Origin of the sequence: Pontibacter chinhatensis, from assembly GCF_900113285.1 — a bacterium.
GTDB lineage: Bacteria > Bacteroidota > Bacteroidia > Cytophagales > Hymenobacteraceae > Pontibacter > Pontibacter chinhatensis.
In genome coordinates this window covers 387,461-402,598 of sequence record NZ_FOOT01000004.1, presented here as the reverse complement: position 1 = coordinate 402,598, position 15,138 = coordinate 387,461, and the positions used below count along the sequence as shown (strand labels likewise).

At 53.5% G+C, this 15,138-nt stretch carries 13 protein-coding genes; all 13 read left to right on the top strand.

What is annotated here, in order from left to right:
* The first annotated feature begins 240 nt into the window (after positions 1-240).
* The 13 genes from BM040_RS13865 (at position 241) to uvrB (ending at position 14,913) form a co-directional block, all read left to right on the top strand.
* Positions 241-990 (top strand): tyrosine-protein phosphatase, encoded by a 750-nt coding sequence (locus tag BM040_RS13865; RefSeq protein ID WP_092102918.1) that lies wholly within the window; start codon positions 241-243, stop codon positions 988-990.
* A gap of 40 nt (positions 991-1,030) precedes the next feature.
* On the top strand, positions 1,031-2,023 hold the full coding sequence (locus BM040_RS13860) for an NAD-dependent epimerase/dehydratase family protein (RefSeq protein ID WP_092102513.1): 993 nt from the start codon (positions 1,031-1,033) through the stop codon (positions 2,021-2,023).
* A 65-nt stretch (positions 2,024-2,088) separates the two neighbouring features.
* Complete coding sequence (locus BM040_RS13855; protein ID WP_092102510.1) at positions 2,089-3,486, top strand: tetratricopeptide repeat protein; 1,398 nt, start codon at positions 2,089-2,091, stop codon at positions 3,484-3,486.
* Positions 3,487-3,492: 6 nt separating this feature from the next.
* Positions 3,493-4,275, top strand: a complete 783-nt coding sequence (locus tag BM040_RS13850) for a phosphosulfolactate synthase (protein ID WP_092102507.1) — start codon at positions 3,493-3,495, stop codon at positions 4,273-4,275.
* A gap of 94 nt (positions 4,276-4,369) precedes the next feature.
* Positions 4,370-5,314 (top strand): polyprenyl-phosphate transporter, encoded by a 945-nt coding sequence (locus BM040_RS13845; protein WP_217646782.1) that lies wholly within the window; start codon positions 4,370-4,372, stop codon positions 5,312-5,314.
* Between the two features lie 9 nt (positions 5,315-5,323).
* On the top strand, positions 5,324-6,058 hold the full coding sequence (locus tag BM040_RS13840) for a shikimate dehydrogenase family protein (RefSeq protein WP_092102504.1): 735 nt from the start codon (positions 5,324-5,326) through the stop codon (positions 6,056-6,058).
* A gap of 103 nt (positions 6,059-6,161) precedes the next feature.
* Positions 6,162-6,554, top strand: a complete 393-nt coding sequence (locus BM040_RS13835) for a YkvA family protein (protein WP_175491069.1) — start codon at positions 6,162-6,164, stop codon at positions 6,552-6,554.
* A 356-nt stretch (positions 6,555-6,910) separates the two neighbouring features.
* Positions 6,911-7,489: an RNA polymerase sigma factor gene (locus tag BM040_RS13830; protein ID WP_092102498.1), complete on the top strand. Its 579-nt coding sequence runs from the start codon at positions 6,911-6,913 to the stop codon at positions 7,487-7,489.
* Complete coding sequence (locus tag BM040_RS13825) at positions 7,473-9,134, top strand: outer membrane beta-barrel protein (RefSeq protein ID WP_139217810.1); 1,662 nt, start codon at positions 7,473-7,475, stop codon at positions 9,132-9,134. The genes BM040_RS13830 and BM040_RS13825 overlap by 17 nt, the downstream gene beginning before the upstream one ends.
* A gap of 269 nt (positions 9,135-9,403) precedes the next feature.
* On the top strand, positions 9,404-9,778 hold the full coding sequence (locus BM040_RS13820; protein WP_092102493.1) for a hypothetical protein: 375 nt from the start codon (positions 9,404-9,406) through the stop codon (positions 9,776-9,778).
* A gap of 344 nt (positions 9,779-10,122) precedes the next feature.
* Complete coding sequence (locus BM040_RS13815) at positions 10,123-11,523, top strand: DUF4270 family protein (RefSeq protein WP_092102490.1); 1,401 nt, start codon at positions 10,123-10,125, stop codon at positions 11,521-11,523.
* 9 nt (positions 11,524-11,532) lie between these two features.
* A complete protein-coding gene (locus tag BM040_RS13810; RefSeq protein ID WP_092102487.1) occupies positions 11,533-12,540 on the top strand; it encodes a Kelch repeat-containing protein in 1,008 nt (335 codons plus the stop codon).
* Positions 12,541-12,885: 345 nt separating this feature from the next.
* Complete coding sequence (gene uvrB / locus BM040_RS13805; RefSeq protein ID WP_092102484.1) at positions 12,886-14,913, top strand: excinuclease ABC subunit UvrB; 2,028 nt, start codon at positions 12,886-12,888, stop codon at positions 14,911-14,913.
* Positions 14,914-15,138 lie beyond the last annotated feature (225 nt).

The following is a 15,138-nucleotide window of genomic DNA, read 5'->3' as shown; positions in this document are numbered from 1 at the left end:
TGGGTTGAAAGTAGTTAAGGTGATATGTGTCGGAAGTATAACGGGATAAGAATATCCGATGTTTACAAAACTATATAATTGCACCCAAAGCACCAATCACCTATATAGATTTAAACGTATGTAAAAGAGGCACCTGTGTGATGGCTGCTTTATTTTGACAGTGAATTTTATTTCTGTTATTTTGAAGTTCGTTTGCCGTTCTGCACCCGCAGCAGGGCCGTAGGCGCCAACGTTGGTAAGATGATACAGTTTATAAAGAACCTGTTTGGAGGAAGTGAGCCTGTGCTGGGTGTATCGCTTAGCGAGCTCGGCGCGGACATGCATTCGCATATACTTCCGGGTATAGACGATGGTTCTGATAGCCTGGAACAGTCGCTGGAGCTGGTGCGGGGCATGAAGGAGCTGGGCTACCGTAAGCTGATCATGACGCCGCACATCATGAGCGACTTCTACAAGAACACCCCCGAGATTATCCGTGAGAAGCTGCAGCTGCTGCGGCAGGCCGTGGAGGAGGCGGGAATTGAGATGGAGCTGGACTGTGCGGCAGAGTATTACCTGGACGAGGGCCTGCTGGACAAGCTGGACAACGACGAGGAGTTGCTCACATTTGGTAAAAACTACCTGCTGTTTGAGACATCTTTCCTGAATGAGCCCCTGAACCTGCGGGAAACCATCTTTAAGATGCGCTCCAAAGGGTACCAGCCTGTGCTGGCGCACCCGGAACGCTATACCTATTTCTATGGCAAGTTCGAGGAGCTGGTGGCGTTGCGGGAGCTTGGGGTGCTGTTTCAGCCTAACCTCAACTCGCTGGCAGGCTATTACTCTCCCGGCGCCAGGGATGTAGCGGAGCGTTTGATAGAGCAAGGGTATGTAGACTTCCTGGGTACCGATACGCACGGGCTGAAGCATATTGCGACTCTGCATAAGGTGCTAAGTTCAAAATACCTTGTAAAGGCCCTGGCCTTGCCGCTTCGGAACAGGCAACTATAATTATCACCTTGTTTTATACTTTATACTTCCACATCAACATATGGTATTCGTAACGGGCGGCAGTGGCCTCATCGGCAGTTTTCTGATACCGGAGCTTTTGCGGCGCGGGTACCAGGTAAAGGCGCTTTACCGCGGCAGTGTACCAGCTGTGGCCGGGGCAGACCAGGTGCAGTGGGTGGAGGGCGACATACTGGACCCCGCCCTGTTGCGGGCCGAGCTGGTGGATGTCAGGTATGTGTTCCATAGTGCGGGGCTGATATCGTATGCGCCGCAGGACGAGGAGCTGCTGAAACAGGTGAACATAGAGGGTACCGCCAACATAGTGGATGCCTGCCTGGAGGCCGGAAGTATAAAACTGTGCCACGTAAGTTCCATTGCCGCTATCGGGCGGCCCAAAGAAAAAGAAAACCTGACAGAGAAGGCCAAGTGGGATCCGGCCGAGAAGACATCGGCCTATGCCAGCTCCAAGTACTTCGGGGAGTTGGAAGTATGGCGCGGCGTGGCAGAAGGCCTGGATGCCGTTATCGTGAACCCGTCCATCATACTTGGCCCGGCCGACTGGAACCGCAGCAGCACGCAGCTGTTCCGGTATGTATACCGGGAGCGCCCCTTCTATACCGCGGGGGAGGCGAATTTTGTGGATGTGCGGGATGTGGTGGAGGCCATGCTGCAGCTAACCTTCTCGGGTATCTCCGGAGAGAGGTTTATCCTGAACTCAGAGCGGCTAAGCTATAAAGCGTTTTTTGAGATGGTGGCGCGCTGTTTCAGCAAGAAAGCCCCCGGTGTGAAAGTGCCTGGCCCGCTGGCGGAGGTGGTGTGGCGACTGGAGCACGCCCGTGCCTGGCTGACCGGCAGTCGGCCCCTTATCACAAAAGACACGGCAAGGGTATCGCGCAAAACCCATTTCTTCAACAGCGATAAAATCCAGAAGGCAATCGGGCTGCAGTTCAGGCCCGTGTCAAAGTCAGTGAGCTGGGTGTGCCACGAGCTGCAGGGAATGATGGCCAAAGGTGCACTGCAGGCGGCCAAATAAACTATTTGCAGTGTTAATATGTAGTAAGAAAAAAGCTGCCCAGAGCAGCTGGTTGGATACTGGAGATGAAAGAAGACTTTGACGAACACAGCGAGGAGCTAGAGCTCATTCAGCGTTACGAGCGCACGCTCAGTAGCAATGAGACGGCGTTTTTCGACCTCACTGATTTTGAGTATATTATAGATCACTACACTGCGAACTTTGAGTATAAAAAGGCCCTGGCTGCCTGCGATGCTGCTTTAACGCAGTATCCCTTCTCGATGGACCTGCAGATAGACAAGGCGCAACTGCTGGCCATGTCCGGCAGCTTTAACGAGGCCCTGGAGCTAATCAACAAAGTGGCCGAGGTGGATCCGGAGAATGCCGACGTGCAGCTGACCCGGGGCATTATCTATACCCAGCGTGGCGAGTTTCGCGATGCCATCGACTACTTTAAAAAGGCCCTGGCCTATGCCGATGACCGCGATGATATCTATTTCAACATAGCGCTTGCCTACCAAACCTGGGGGAAACTGGCGTCGGCTGTGAAGTACTATAAAAAATGCATCGAGCTGAACCTGGAGAACGAGGCGGCCATGCAGGAAATACTTTACTGCCTGGACGTGACCAACACTGTGAGCGAGAATGTGCCGTTCTTCCAGAAGTTCGTGGACGACGACCCGTACTCGTATGTGGCCTGGTTTAACCTGGGCAACGTGTACAACAAGATGGGGGCCTACGACAAGGCCATAGGCGCCTACGATTACGCCACCATCATTCGCCCCGACTTTATTACGGCCTACAACAACATGGCCAATGCCCTGGTGTTTACGGGCGAGTATAGCAAGGCAATTGATGCCTTTAATGCCATGATAGAGCATGGCAAGCCAAACGCGGAAATCTACTGCAACATCGGCGAGTGCTACGAGAAGCTGCGGCAGTGGGACCTTTCCCGGCGCTATTACCAGAAGTCGGTGGACCTGGACCCGGAAATGGACGAGGCCTGGTTTGGCATTGGCGTTATTCTGGATGCACAGGGCAAGTGGTATGAGGCTATTCACTTTTTTAAGAAGGCCGTTGACTTGTACGACGACAGCGCCGACTATTGGGTGGCCCTGGCTGGCGCGGAGTACCATGTGGGCCATGTGGTATCGGCGCTGGAGAGCTATGAGCGCGCTGCCGAGATTCGCCCGGACGACAAGAATATCTACCTGAACTGGTCGGTTATACTTTACGAGCAGGGTAATTTCGAAGAGGCCACGGACATTATTCTGAACGCCATAGAGCTGCAACCCCGTGAGGCAGAGCTATATTACAGAGCCTGCGCTTACATGCTTTCTGCAGGAAAATACCGCGAGGCATACAATTATCTGGAAAATGCATTAATTTTGGACTTCGACAAGCACAAGCTGCTGTTCGAGTTCTTCCCTGAGCTGGAGTCGCAGCGTGCATTGGCCCGATTAATTGATCAGTACCGCAAATAGAATCAGATGAATTACACCCTTAAAAGCATTCCGGAGCGCGAGGCAAAGCCGCGTGAGCGTGGTTTTACCATGGCCATGGACAAAGGCCTGAGCATACGGGAAGTAGAGGACTTCCTGGAGGTAGCCGGAGAGTATGTTGATATTGTAAAGCTGGGCTGGGCCACGTCCTACGTGACGCCTAACCTTACAAGGAAGCTGGAAGTGTACAGGGCTGCCGGTATCCCCACATACTTTGGAGGCACCTTGTTTGAGGCCTTTATTGCACGCAACCAGTTCGACGATTACCGCCGGGTGCTGGACAAGTATGAAATGACCTTTGCCGAGGTATCGGACGGCTCGCTGGAAATGCCGCATGAGGCAAAGTGCGAGTATATCGCCAAGCTGTCGGAGCAGGTAACGGTGCTGTCGGAGGTGGGCTCCAAGGATGCCGAGAAGATCATCCCTCCTTATATGTGGATCAGGCTGATGAAGGCTGAGCTGGAGGCAGGCGCCTGGAAAGTGATCGGCGAGGCCCGCGAGGGAGGTAACGTTGGCTTGTTCCGTTCCACCGGTGAGGTGCGCAGCGGTCTGGTAGAGGAAATCCTGACGCAGGTGCCTTTCGAGAAAATCCTGTGGGAAGCCCCGCAGAAGGCGCAGCAAGTATGGTTTATCAAGCTGCTGGGCGCGAACGTGAACCTGGGCAACATCGCCCCGAGCGAGGTTATTCCGCTGGAGACCATCCGCCTGGGCCTGCGCGGCGACACCTTCGACCATTTCCTGAACATGGAAAAGAACGGTCTGCAGATCTAAAGTATAAGTATGAAAGTATAAATTGCCCGTCGGTGTGGCCGTGCGGGCAATTTCTTTTTATAGAGGCCAACCAACCTATAGCTTTAGCACATATATGGAAAGAAGATCGCTGAAAGAGTATTTGCTGCTGTTCTCGAAGGGCATAGGCATGGGCGCCGCCGACGTCGTGCCGGGCGTTTCGGGAGGTACCATTGCCTTTATCACCGGTATCTACGAGGAGCTGCTGGGCTCCATCCGCTCCGTCAATGGCGAGGCGCTGAAGCTCCTGCTGCGCTTCAACATCAGCGGGTTCTGGAAACACATCAACGGCAACTTCCTGGTAGTGCTGCTGGCGGGCATTGGCCTGTCTATTGTTTCACTCTCCCGGCTGATTTTATACTTGCTGGAATTTCACTCCGAGATGCTGTGGGCCTTTTTCTTTGGGCTGATTGTGGCCTCTGCCGTGGTGGTGGCCAAAAAGATCACCCGCTGGACCCTGGGGGTGGTGCTGGCCGGTTTGCTGGGGGTTGCCTTGGCTTACTACATTACGGTGGCCACGCCCGCACAAACTCCGGATGCCTACTGGTTTGTGTTCCTTTCGGGCGCCATCGCCATCTGCGCCATGATTCTGCCCGGCATCTCCGGGAGCTTTATCCTGGTGCTGCTGGCAAAGTATGAATTTATTATGCTGGCGCTCAAAGAGCTCCGGATAAGTATTATACTTACCTTCGGCCTGGGGTGTGTTACCGGTATCCTGCTCTTCTCGCATGTGCTTAACTGGATGCTGAAGAACTACCACAACGTAACCGTGGCGCTGCTGACGGGCTTTATGATCGGATCCCTGAACAAAGTATGGCCCTGGAAGCAGACCCTGGAGACGTACACCGACCGCCACGGCGAGGTAAAACCGCTGGTGCAGGAAAATGTGCTGCCGGGTACTTACGAGGCCCTGACCGGCCATGAGCCATACTTGCTCTACGGCGTGCTGCTGGCCATCTTCGGCTTCCTGTTCGTGTACCTCATCGACCATTACACAGACGATAACACGACCAAAGTATAACTCCCTGCTATGCGAAAGTTCGGTCTCATCGGTAAAAAGCTTGGCCACTCGTTCTCCAAGAAATATTTTACAGAGAAGTTTCTGCGAGAGGGCGTGACGGATGCCGCCTACGAATTGTACGAGCTGTCCTCAGCAGCAGAACTGCCGCAATTATTGTCGCAGGAGCCCGAACTGGTGGGCCTGAACGTAACGGTGCCCTACAAAGAGCAGGTGATCCCGCTACTGGATGAGCTCGACGAAGCCGCCGCCAAAATCGGAGCAGTGAACACCATTAAGATAAGCGGTGGCCGCACCAAAGGCTACAACACCGACTATATCGGATTCCGGGACTCGCTGGAGGCATTTTACCCGGAGCAGGAGCGGGGGCAGGCCTTGGTACTGGGCACGGGCGGGGCCGCTAAAGCTGTGTGGGCCGCACTGGATGCGCTGCAAATTCCCTACAAGCGCGTCTCCAGGCAAGCAGGGGAGGAGCAGCTAAGCTATGCCCAGCTTACCCCGGAGCTGCTGCAAAAGTATAACCTCATCATCAACACCACGCCACTGGGCATGTATCCGCAGGTGCAGGAGGCGCCGGAGCTGCCATACGAAAGTATAACGAGCCGACATTACTTCTACGACCTGGTGTATAACCCGGAGCAGACCCTGTTTTTGCAGCATGCTGCCGGCAAGGGAGCCAAGGTGCTTAACGGGCTGCCCATGCTGTACCTGCAGGCAGAGGCTGCCTGGAATATTTGGAATTTATAATATTTTGTTATACAATTACTAGGCATGCAAGAAAAGCCTCTTGCACTGCAACTTTACCCTGTGTTAAATGCGTTTAAGTAGTGAAGCACTTAAACCCTACTGCATGACGCACTTATACACCCTTAAACAAAAAGCACACCTATTCCATACTGAAATTTACGCGTTGTACCTGGCTTATCGCGATGCGCGCGTGAAGTGGTATGTGAGAGTGCTCTTGGCTTTATCCCTGGTATATGCAGTAAGCCCGCTGGACCTGCTGCCCGACCTGGTGCCGGTTTTCGGTTACCTGGATGACGTGGTCATCGTAGCAGTGGGACTGACCGCTTCGTACAGGCTGTTGCCCGAAAAAGTGTGGGACGAGGCAAGGCTGAACGCCATAGAGGACATGAATGAATCTGTACTGGCGTTAAGAGCCATCAGTTATACCTGGATTTTATTGTTGACGGTAATAGCCATACTTTGCTACAAGCTGCTTTATATTAAAATGCCTTACTAAGACACCAAAGATCTTTTGAGCGAGGTTTAAGATGATTTACAACACTACAAAAGCTTGCTGCGAAAGAAGAGAGCCTCCCTCCCCGGGAGGCTTTACTTTTTTAGGTGCCTATACTTTTTACGGCACTTGCTAAAGTATACATCTGCCTGCTGCGTGCCGGATAGTATTTTGTTTGGTAAAATCTGGTATAAACATAGCAGGCGTTGCTGATGCTCCTGCAGGATTTTCCTATCTTTAGATCCGCAAAGCAGGTCTCTGTCAGGGGCTTGCCTGCCCCCGAAAAATATTTTAACCTGCTTGCAACCATACCCGCGCGGCAGGAATCATAGAGAAAAGGAAACGTAAGCAAGGCGCGCTTGAAGCTTTTTACAAAACCAAAGTCGGACGAGGATAAACTCATAGAGGGGTGCATCGCAGGCAAGCGCGATATGCAGCGTCTGCTCTATGACCTATACTCAAAGAAGATGATGGCTGTCTGCCTGCGTTACGCCCCCACCACCTTTGAAGCTGAGGATATCATGCAGGACGCCTTCGTGAAGGTGTTCAACCATATTGGCAGCTTTAAAAAGGATTGTCCGCTTGAGTTCTGGATCCGCCGCATCGTGATAAACACCGCCCTGAAGCACCTGCGCAGCAAGCAGTTGCTGACGGTGTCGCATGAAGCAGAGGAAGTGGCCAACATTAGCGCTGAAGACGTAAGCCTGAGCGGCTACACGATGAGCGAACTGATGGGCATGATCCAGAGCCTGGCTCCCCGCTACCGTATGGTGTTTAACCTGTACGCCATTGAGGGCTACAACCATAAGGAGATAGGGGAGATGCTGGGCATTTCAGAGGGAACTTCTAAGTCACAATACTCACGAGCCAGGGCCATACTACAGGGTATGCTGCTGCGGCAGGAGCAAAAAGTTAAGGAACATGTCATCAGCAACTAACCATAAGCGAGGAAACTTTGAGGAAGAGTTTCGCCGTCGCCTGCAGGACGCTGAGGCCTCTCCGTCAGCAGACCTATGGGCACGCATTGACCATAGCCTGACGGTACAGGAAAACGGACAATATAAACGAGGGATGTTGTTTTACAGGCAGCTGGCCGCTGCCTGTATCACCCTGCTGCTTGTGGCGGGCGGATTTGCCGCCTACTACTTCGGCGGACAACCTGACAGTCCGGTAGCCGGAGCACAGCCTCAAATGCAGGGCATCGCCGCTGTTGAGCCAACCCAAAAGGCAGCAGAAACCGCGGCCCCAGACGAAGCCATTGCCGCCGCCATGCAGGCAGCTGTAAGGCCGCAGGAAGAACAGCCCCGCCAGAAACCGGCATCGCGGCCAATCGCCTCTGCTGCCCCTGTGGCAGAAGCAACTACAATAGCGACAGAGCCTGAAAGTATGGCTAAGGCAGAAACAACAGCGCCGGGAGCCTGGTACAGCCAGCCAGCAGGAAAGTATACCGCCACAAGCCAGCACAACGGAAACAGGCAAAGTATAAACCTGAGCCGCGCCATAAGTGCAGGAAGTATAAATGCCACTTTTCTTGACAGATCAAACTCCACTGGCGGCCTCGTGTCTTCAGGTAGAAATCAAGGCTTCGCGGAGGCTGCACCAAATCCTGCTGATGATTTTAGAGCCTTGAACGAGGCCGTGATCAGCCGCATGAAGCAAATTCGGAAAGAGCAGGAATCTGTGCTGCAAACTTATAAGTCTGATAACAAAGCGCTGGCAGCTGTCGGGGTTTCCGAACCGGAGCAGGGCACAAGCGCCGGAGGAAGGTGGTCGCTGGGCATGGCTTACGCTCCTAGTTATTTCGAGCAGAACATTAGTTCCCCCGCCCAAACAATGGGGCCAGTAACCAGCTTTGCATCCCTTGCACCGTCTACAGCCATGGAGCAATCTTCACGCCTGATGGATGAGGCCCGCGAGGAGCATGACCAGGAAATGGAGCCGGGCTTCTCGTTCGGCGTGGAGGTGAAGGCAGGTATGAGAGTCGGGAAGAAATGGAAGCTGCTGGGCGGTTTGGGCTTTATGCAAAGTACAGCCCGTTCCAAGTCGAGCTACGTGATGCAGCAGTTCTGGCGCAACCCAGGCTCAAGACAGGGAAAGGCGTCGGCGGAGAGTACCGTTTTCGTGCCGACACTCAGCAGCAACTATGCCTCCGACTCGCTCAGCCTGGCCAAAACCGATGAATTTAATGTCACCTACCGTTACCGTCACCTCACCGTGCCAGTTGGGGCGCAATACGAGGGCAATCTGGGCAAGGACTGGTTCTGGTACGCCGGAGGAGGCGTGGCGGCCAATATTCTGCTGCAAACCTCTGTGATTGCTTCCTCGGCTGAGGTAAAGGATATTGACTACGGCCTGAACGATGAGAACTCCCCGTTCCGGAAACTGCAATGGTCCGGCAATGCGACAGCCGGTGTGGGCAAGCGGCTCTCCAATAACCTGTCCGTGGCCATCGGTCCGGAGTACAGGGCATACTTCGATACGCTGCTTACGGGCTCAGACAAAGCCCAGGCACCGCAAGGCAAGCCGTACACCATTGGCATCAACATGGCGCTAAATTACGAGCTGGGCGCTGGCCGCAGGTAAGTATAATTTTCTTCGGGAGCCTGCAACGCTCGACGCTGTTTAGGGGTCATTATATTGTAGAAGGATAAAAGCTGCCGCCTATGAAGCCACTGCTGGACATATTTGAACTACTCCTGTTTGCGGCTCAAGAGAACCTGTACGGGTGGTACCTGCTGCTGGTGCTTCTAATCCTGGCTATACTCTAACAATCAGTGCCATATTCTGAGCTATGAATCAGTACTGCCTCCCGCAAAGAGGCAGCTAAGTACTCATCGTCCCTACGTATCAATATGAAAACCATCGGCTGCATCATCTTACTTTACCTTTGCCTTGCGCTGATGGTATCGGGCTGCAACAAAACAGCGCCGGTGCCGGCCTGCACCATGGCAGAGGTGGTAGCCCAGGACTGCGCACCCGGCTGGTTTATACTTAAGCTGGAGGATGACACCGAGGATGTGGCCACCAAGGCCGGGAGCTATGTAGGACAGCTGCATGGCGGCTATGTTACGACCAGCAACCTGCCAGAGCAGTACAGGCAGCCCGGTCAGAAGGTGAGCCTGCGCCTGGAGCTGAACGGCTCCGACGGCCCACGCTGCACCGCCAACGCGATGCTGTACCCACCTGTGCGTGTGGCAGGTGTTTGCAGCGAGCCCGGGGCCAGTTAATAATGTGAAGTGAATAAGTGTAATGTGATCGATTAAATAAGGTGAAAAATCAGAAGGCCTGCTTGGCAGGCCTTTTGTTTCCCCAACAGGTTGCGATTTCGCTGCGGCTGGCAAGCGCTGCTTTACAGCACAATATTCTGCTGTGTTTGCAGTTTACAGGAGGTAATATCTTTCTGATGAAGAAAAATTTAGTGTTATATTTGAAGCTGAATTAATTGTAGCCTCGTGGCTACGGTTTCAAAAGGAATCTTTACACGATGTTTCTCTTCAAGGCCAGGTGAGGCAAGCACAAAAAGGCCGCCTCTGCTCATTTGAGGAAAACCTGTTTTCAAGGTCATTTTCATATGCAATTCCCTACAAAAAAATCCCTTTTCAGGAAAAAGTTTAATCACCTGCTTTACTGCCTGGGCGCTGTGCTGTTGCTGGCCTCTTGCGAGGACCCGAACGAACTGGGCCTGGAGCTGGTTGAGGATAACGTGTCAGGTACCTTCGTGGACACGCTTACCCTAAACCTGACTACTGTAAAAGCAGACTCAATCGCCACCTCCGGCAGAGGAAGTATGATTGTGGGGCAGTATACTACCCCGCAAACCGGCACCCTGCGCGCCTCCACTTATTTTCAGGTTGGGCCGTCGGCGCTGCCAACCCTCAACGCAGAGGCGGCTTATGATTCCATAAAGCTGCACTTGCCCACTTCAGGCTATTACTACGGCGACACCACGCAGAGCCTGACGCTAAGCATACACGAGCTTACCTCCGCACTGACGGCACGCGCTCTGCCGCCCACTGTGCCGCAGGAGGAGCCTAACTCATACTTCTACCAGAACGCTGCCCTTTACAATACCACCAAAGCAACCCTGCAGCCAGAGCCGCTGGCTACATATACGTTCGCGCCAAGGCCTGTTCGGAAAGATACCCTGAACATTGACATGAGCGATGATCTTGGCAAAAGGTGGTTCGACCTGCACAAGGCCGGCGACGAGAAGATAAAGGACGTGGCTAACTTTGTGGCGTACTTCAAAGGACTGGCCATTACGTCTACTGCAGGTAACGCCGTTATTGGCTTCCCTACTTCGGGCGCCATTGTGAGGCTATACTTTTCTGAGCCTTCCGCCTCAGGAGGCGCCAGAACGGTAAAAACAATGGATTTCCCGCTGGCAAACGCGCCGCTGCAGTATAACCGGTATGAGGGAGACTATACAGGCACCCCGCTGGAAGGGCTTCAAAATGCTAAAGAGCTGCCAGCAAGCCAGGCCGGTGAAATCGCTGTAGCCCAGAGTGGCACGGGTCTCTTTATCCGGATAGACATTCCGCACCTGGATAAGCTGCGTGAGATTGTGCGTCCGGAACTCATCAACAAAGCCACGCTGGTTGTAGAGCCTTTCAGAGGCGCTTCTACCACTTACCCGTTCCCAGTGCCAGCCTCGATGGGGCTGTACCAAACAGCTGGAAACAATGTGCAGTACTCGCCGCTCCCTATGGAGTATCCTGATCCAAGAAGTCCGCAGTTGCTGACCTCCAACTTTATCAAGTCCAGCGAAACCGCTACGGATGGCCGTTATGAGTTCTCGATTACAGAGTACCTGATCAACAGGCTGAAAGATGGAAGGACACTGGATAAGCCGCTGTTCCTGGCCCCGACTGCCGCTGAAGTGCAGGGTGGTGTGAGCCGTCTGGTGGTGGGTGCCCCAAACTCTGCTATTAAAAGTGTACGCCTCCGCATCTACTATACTACTATCCAATAACCTACAACTATGAAAAAACAGTTTAAATCCACCCGCCTGTTTATGCTGATGGCCCTGCTGCTATCGGTGGGCCTGCTCTCCTCCTGCGACACGGAAACCAAAGACGATGCCCCGGCGCTGGGCAACTGGCAAAAGCAATCGGACTTTGCCGGTGTGGCCCGTAACAGCGCTGTCTCGTTTACCATTGATGGCAAAGTATACGTGGGCACCGGTTATGACGGCACTAAGCGCCTGAAAGACTTCTGGATGTACGATCCTGCCATTAACAACTGGGTAAGGCTCCCTGATTTTCCGGGAGATGCGCGCAGCGCCGCTGTTGCTTTCTCGGCGGCTGGCAAAGGCTACGTGGGCACCGGCTACGACGGTGTGAACTACCTTAAGGATTTTTATGAGTATGATCCGGTTGCCCAGACATGGACGCAGATAGCCGACTACCCGGCTACTGGCCGCTACGGCGCCGTTGCTCTGTCGTTTGAGAACGCGGGTTATGTAGGCGCAGGCTTTGATGGCAACTATCAGAAAGACTTCTGGAAGTATGACCCTGCCGCTGGCGCCTGGGTGGAGCAGATTGGCCTGATAGGAGCCAAGCGATTGAACGGTTTTGCTTTCACGGTAAATGGCAAGGGCTACATCGGTGGAGGTCAGAACAACAGCCTGTACCAGACAGACCTGATGGAGTTTGACCCTGCCACCGGGCAGTGGAAATCCCTGAAAGGGTTGACCAGCGACGACCGCCCGAACCAGGCCTTCCCAAGCGGGCGTACGTATGCAGCTACCTTCAGCATCCATAACTTTGGCTATGTAGTAGGAGGTAACAACGGTGCCCCCCTGAATGATGTGTGGAAGTATGACCCTGCGGCAGATCAGTGGACCAAATTGGGTGACTTCAAGGCAGGCATCCGCATGGGAGCCATTGGTTTTGGTGTTGGAGAGTTTGGGTACATCGGCCTTGGCAACAGTGGCGCTACCCGCTTCGACGACCTGTGGAAGCTTAACCCAACCACAGCTAACGAGTAATTACCAAAAAAATTATAGTTACAGGCAGCCCGGAAGAGATTTCGGGCTGCCTTTTTTATGGGAACTCGTAACCTAAACCGCTCACTGGAAGTTATGTATGGTAAAGGGTATACTCTAAAGCCTGGCTATACTTTGTGTGGATGGCGTGGAGCATGTAAACCCTTTCCGGAGAAGAATTTTCTGTAATTTTAGTACACTAAGCCTGTTGTTCTGCAACAGGCTTTTTTCGTGTGCAAAGCGCGGCGTAACACGCTGTGCCATGGCAAGTATAAATTGGCAAGAAGGTAAACTTACGGTATAGTTTACATGTTATAGTTTATCTTTACTAATCCGTAAAATCAACAAATGGATTTTAAACTGACATCTGAGTTTCAGCCGACAGGCGACCAGCCCAAGGCCATCGCTCAACTTACAGAAGGTGTAAACAAAGGTGAGCCTGTACAGGTATTGCTGGGTGCCACGGGCACGGGTAAAACCTTTACCATGGCCAACGTAATTGCCAATACCGGCAAGCCCACGCTGGTGCTTTGTCACAACAAAACGCTGGCCGCGCAGCTGTACGGTGAGTTTAAGCAATTCTTTCCTGATAACGCCGTCGAGTACTTCATCTCCTACTACGACTACTACCAGCCGGAAGCTTACATCGCTTCTTCGGATGTGTTCATCGAGAAAGACCTGGCCATTAACGAGGAGATTGAGAAGCTGCGCCTGCATACTACCTCGGCTTTGCTCTCGGGCCGCCGCGATATAGTAGTGGTGGCGTCGGTGTCGTGCATCTACGGTATCGGTAACCCCGAGGAGTTTGGCAAGAACGTGGTTTACTTGGCGCCAGGGCAGCGCTATAGCCGCAACAACCTGCTTTATACGTTTGTGCAGATTCTCTATAGCCGCACCGAGGCTGAGTTCACACGTGGAACATTTCGGGTGAAAGGCGACACGGTGGACATTTTTCCGGCCTACGCGGATTTTGCCTACCGCTTATACTTCTTCGGCGACGAGCTGGAGGCCATTCATCGCATCGATCCGGTCTCAGGTAAGAAGCTCTCGGACGAAAAAGCGGTAACGCTGTACCCGGCCAACCTTTTCGTGACCGGCAAGGACACGTTGCACCAGGCCATTAAGGAGATTCAGTTCGATATGGTGGCCCAGCACGACTATTTCCTAAAGGAGGATCGCCCGGTAGAGGCCAAGCGCATCAAAGAGCGTACCGAGTTCGACCTGGAGATGATCCGCGAGTTGGGCTACTGCTCCGGCATTGAGAACTACTCCCGCTACTTCGACCGCCGTGCGCCGGGTGCGCGCCCATTCTGCCTGCTCGATTACTTCCCGGACGATTTTCTGATGGTGATAGACGAGAGCCACGTAACCGTGCCGCAGGTGCGTGCCATGTGGGGCGGCGACCGCTCGCGCAAGGTGGCGCTGGTAGAGTATGGCTTCCGCTTGCCGGCTGCCATGGACAACCGTCCGCTTACCTTCAACGAGTTTGAGAGCCTGATGCACCAGGTGGTGTTTGTGAGCGCCACGCCCGGAGATTATGAGATACAGAAATCCGAAGGTGTGATTGTAGAGCAGATTATCCGCCCAACCGGCCTGCTGGACCCAGAAATAGAGGTGCGCCCAAGCACAAACCAGGTAGACGACTTGCTGGATGAGATTGACGAGCGCGTAAAAGAAGGGGCGCGTGTGCTGGTGACCACGCTTACCAAGCGCATGTCCGAAGAACTGACCAAGTACCTGGAGCGACTCAACATAAAAGTAAAATACCTGCACTCCGAGGTAAAGGCCCTGGACCGTGTGGAGATCCTGCGCGAGCTGCGCTTGGGGGAAATCGACGTGCTGGTGGGTGTAAACCTGCTGCGCGAGGGCCTGGACCTGCCGGAGGTAAGCCTGGTGGCTATATTGGATGCCGATAAGGAAGGCTTCCTGCGCGACCAGCGCTCGCTGATACAGACCATGGGCCGAGCCGCCCGAAACGAAAAGGGCAAAGTCATCATGTATGCCGACCGTATCACGGGCTCTATGCAGCGGGCGATGGACGAGACCAACCGCCGCCGTGCCACGCAGATGGCCTACAACGAGGAGCATGGCATCACGCCGCGTACGGTGCTGAAGTCGAAGGACGAGATCTTTGAGCAGACGTCGGTGGCCGACATGCGCAAGAAAGAGGTGAAGATGTACGCGGGTCCGGAGGAAGTCTCGATTGCGGCAGAGCCAGTGATACAGATGATGGGCCGTGAAGAGCTCGAGAAGCTCATCAAGAAAACCGAGAAGCAGATGGAGGCAGCCGCCAAAGACCTGGACTTCCTGCAGGCTGCCAAGTATCGGGACGAGCTGGCTGAACTGCGCAAATTGCTCAAGACCAAGAGAGACTGAGCGGGTTTGGGAGTTAGAGAGTTGAGGAGTTTAAGAGTTGCAGAGGCGCTATACTTTGCGTCTTTGGAGTTAGAAAGTTAAAAAGTTAGAAAGTATAAAACCTAAGTTGTGATTAACTTACCATTAACTCCTCTAAGAAAGGATTTCCTGTAAGTAAAATATGATTCCCCTCCTTGGAGGGGTGGGGGTGGGTTTACACTATCACATGAAAGCCATAAAACCCAA

What these genes read in the sequence shown, in the direction of transcription:
- BM040_RS13835 (WP_175491069.1), top strand. Translation starts at nt 6,162, where the DNA reads ATGACGCACTTATACACCCTTAAACAAAAAGCACACCTATTCCATACT.
- BM040_RS13865 (WP_092102918.1), top strand. Translation starts at nt 241, where the DNA reads ATGATACAGTTTATAAAGAACCTGTTTGGAGGAAGTGAGCCTGTGCTG.
- BM040_RS13825 (WP_139217810.1), top strand. Translation starts at nt 7,473, where the DNA reads ATGTCATCAGCAACTAACCATAAGCGAGGAAACTTTGAGGAAGAGTTT.
- BM040_RS13850 (WP_092102507.1), top strand. Translation starts at nt 3,493, where the DNA reads ATGAATTACACCCTTAAAAGCATTCCGGAGCGCGAGGCAAAGCCGCGT.
- BM040_RS13855 (WP_092102510.1), top strand. Translation starts at nt 2,089, where the DNA reads ATGAAAGAAGACTTTGACGAACACAGCGAGGAGCTAGAGCTCATTCAG.
- BM040_RS13840 (WP_092102504.1), top strand. Translation starts at nt 5,324, where the DNA reads ATGCGAAAGTTCGGTCTCATCGGTAAAAAGCTTGGCCACTCGTTCTCC.
- BM040_RS13845 (WP_217646782.1), top strand. Translation starts at nt 4,370, where the DNA reads ATGGAAAGAAGATCGCTGAAAGAGTATTTGCTGCTGTTCTCGAAGGGC.
- BM040_RS13860 (WP_092102513.1), top strand. Translation starts at nt 1,031, where the DNA reads ATGGTATTCGTAACGGGCGGCAGTGGCCTCATCGGCAGTTTTCTGATA.
- BM040_RS13815 (WP_092102490.1), top strand. Translation starts at nt 10,123, where the DNA reads ATGCAATTCCCTACAAAAAAATCCCTTTTCAGGAAAAAGTTTAATCAC.
- BM040_RS13810 (WP_092102487.1), top strand. Translation starts at nt 11,533, where the DNA reads ATGAAAAAACAGTTTAAATCCACCCGCCTGTTTATGCTGATGGCCCTG.
- uvrB (WP_092102484.1), top strand. Translation starts at nt 12,886, where the DNA reads ATGGATTTTAAACTGACATCTGAGTTTCAGCCGACAGGCGACCAGCCC.
- BM040_RS13820 (WP_092102493.1), top strand. Translation starts at nt 9,404, where the DNA reads ATGAAAACCATCGGCTGCATCATCTTACTTTACCTTTGCCTTGCGCTG.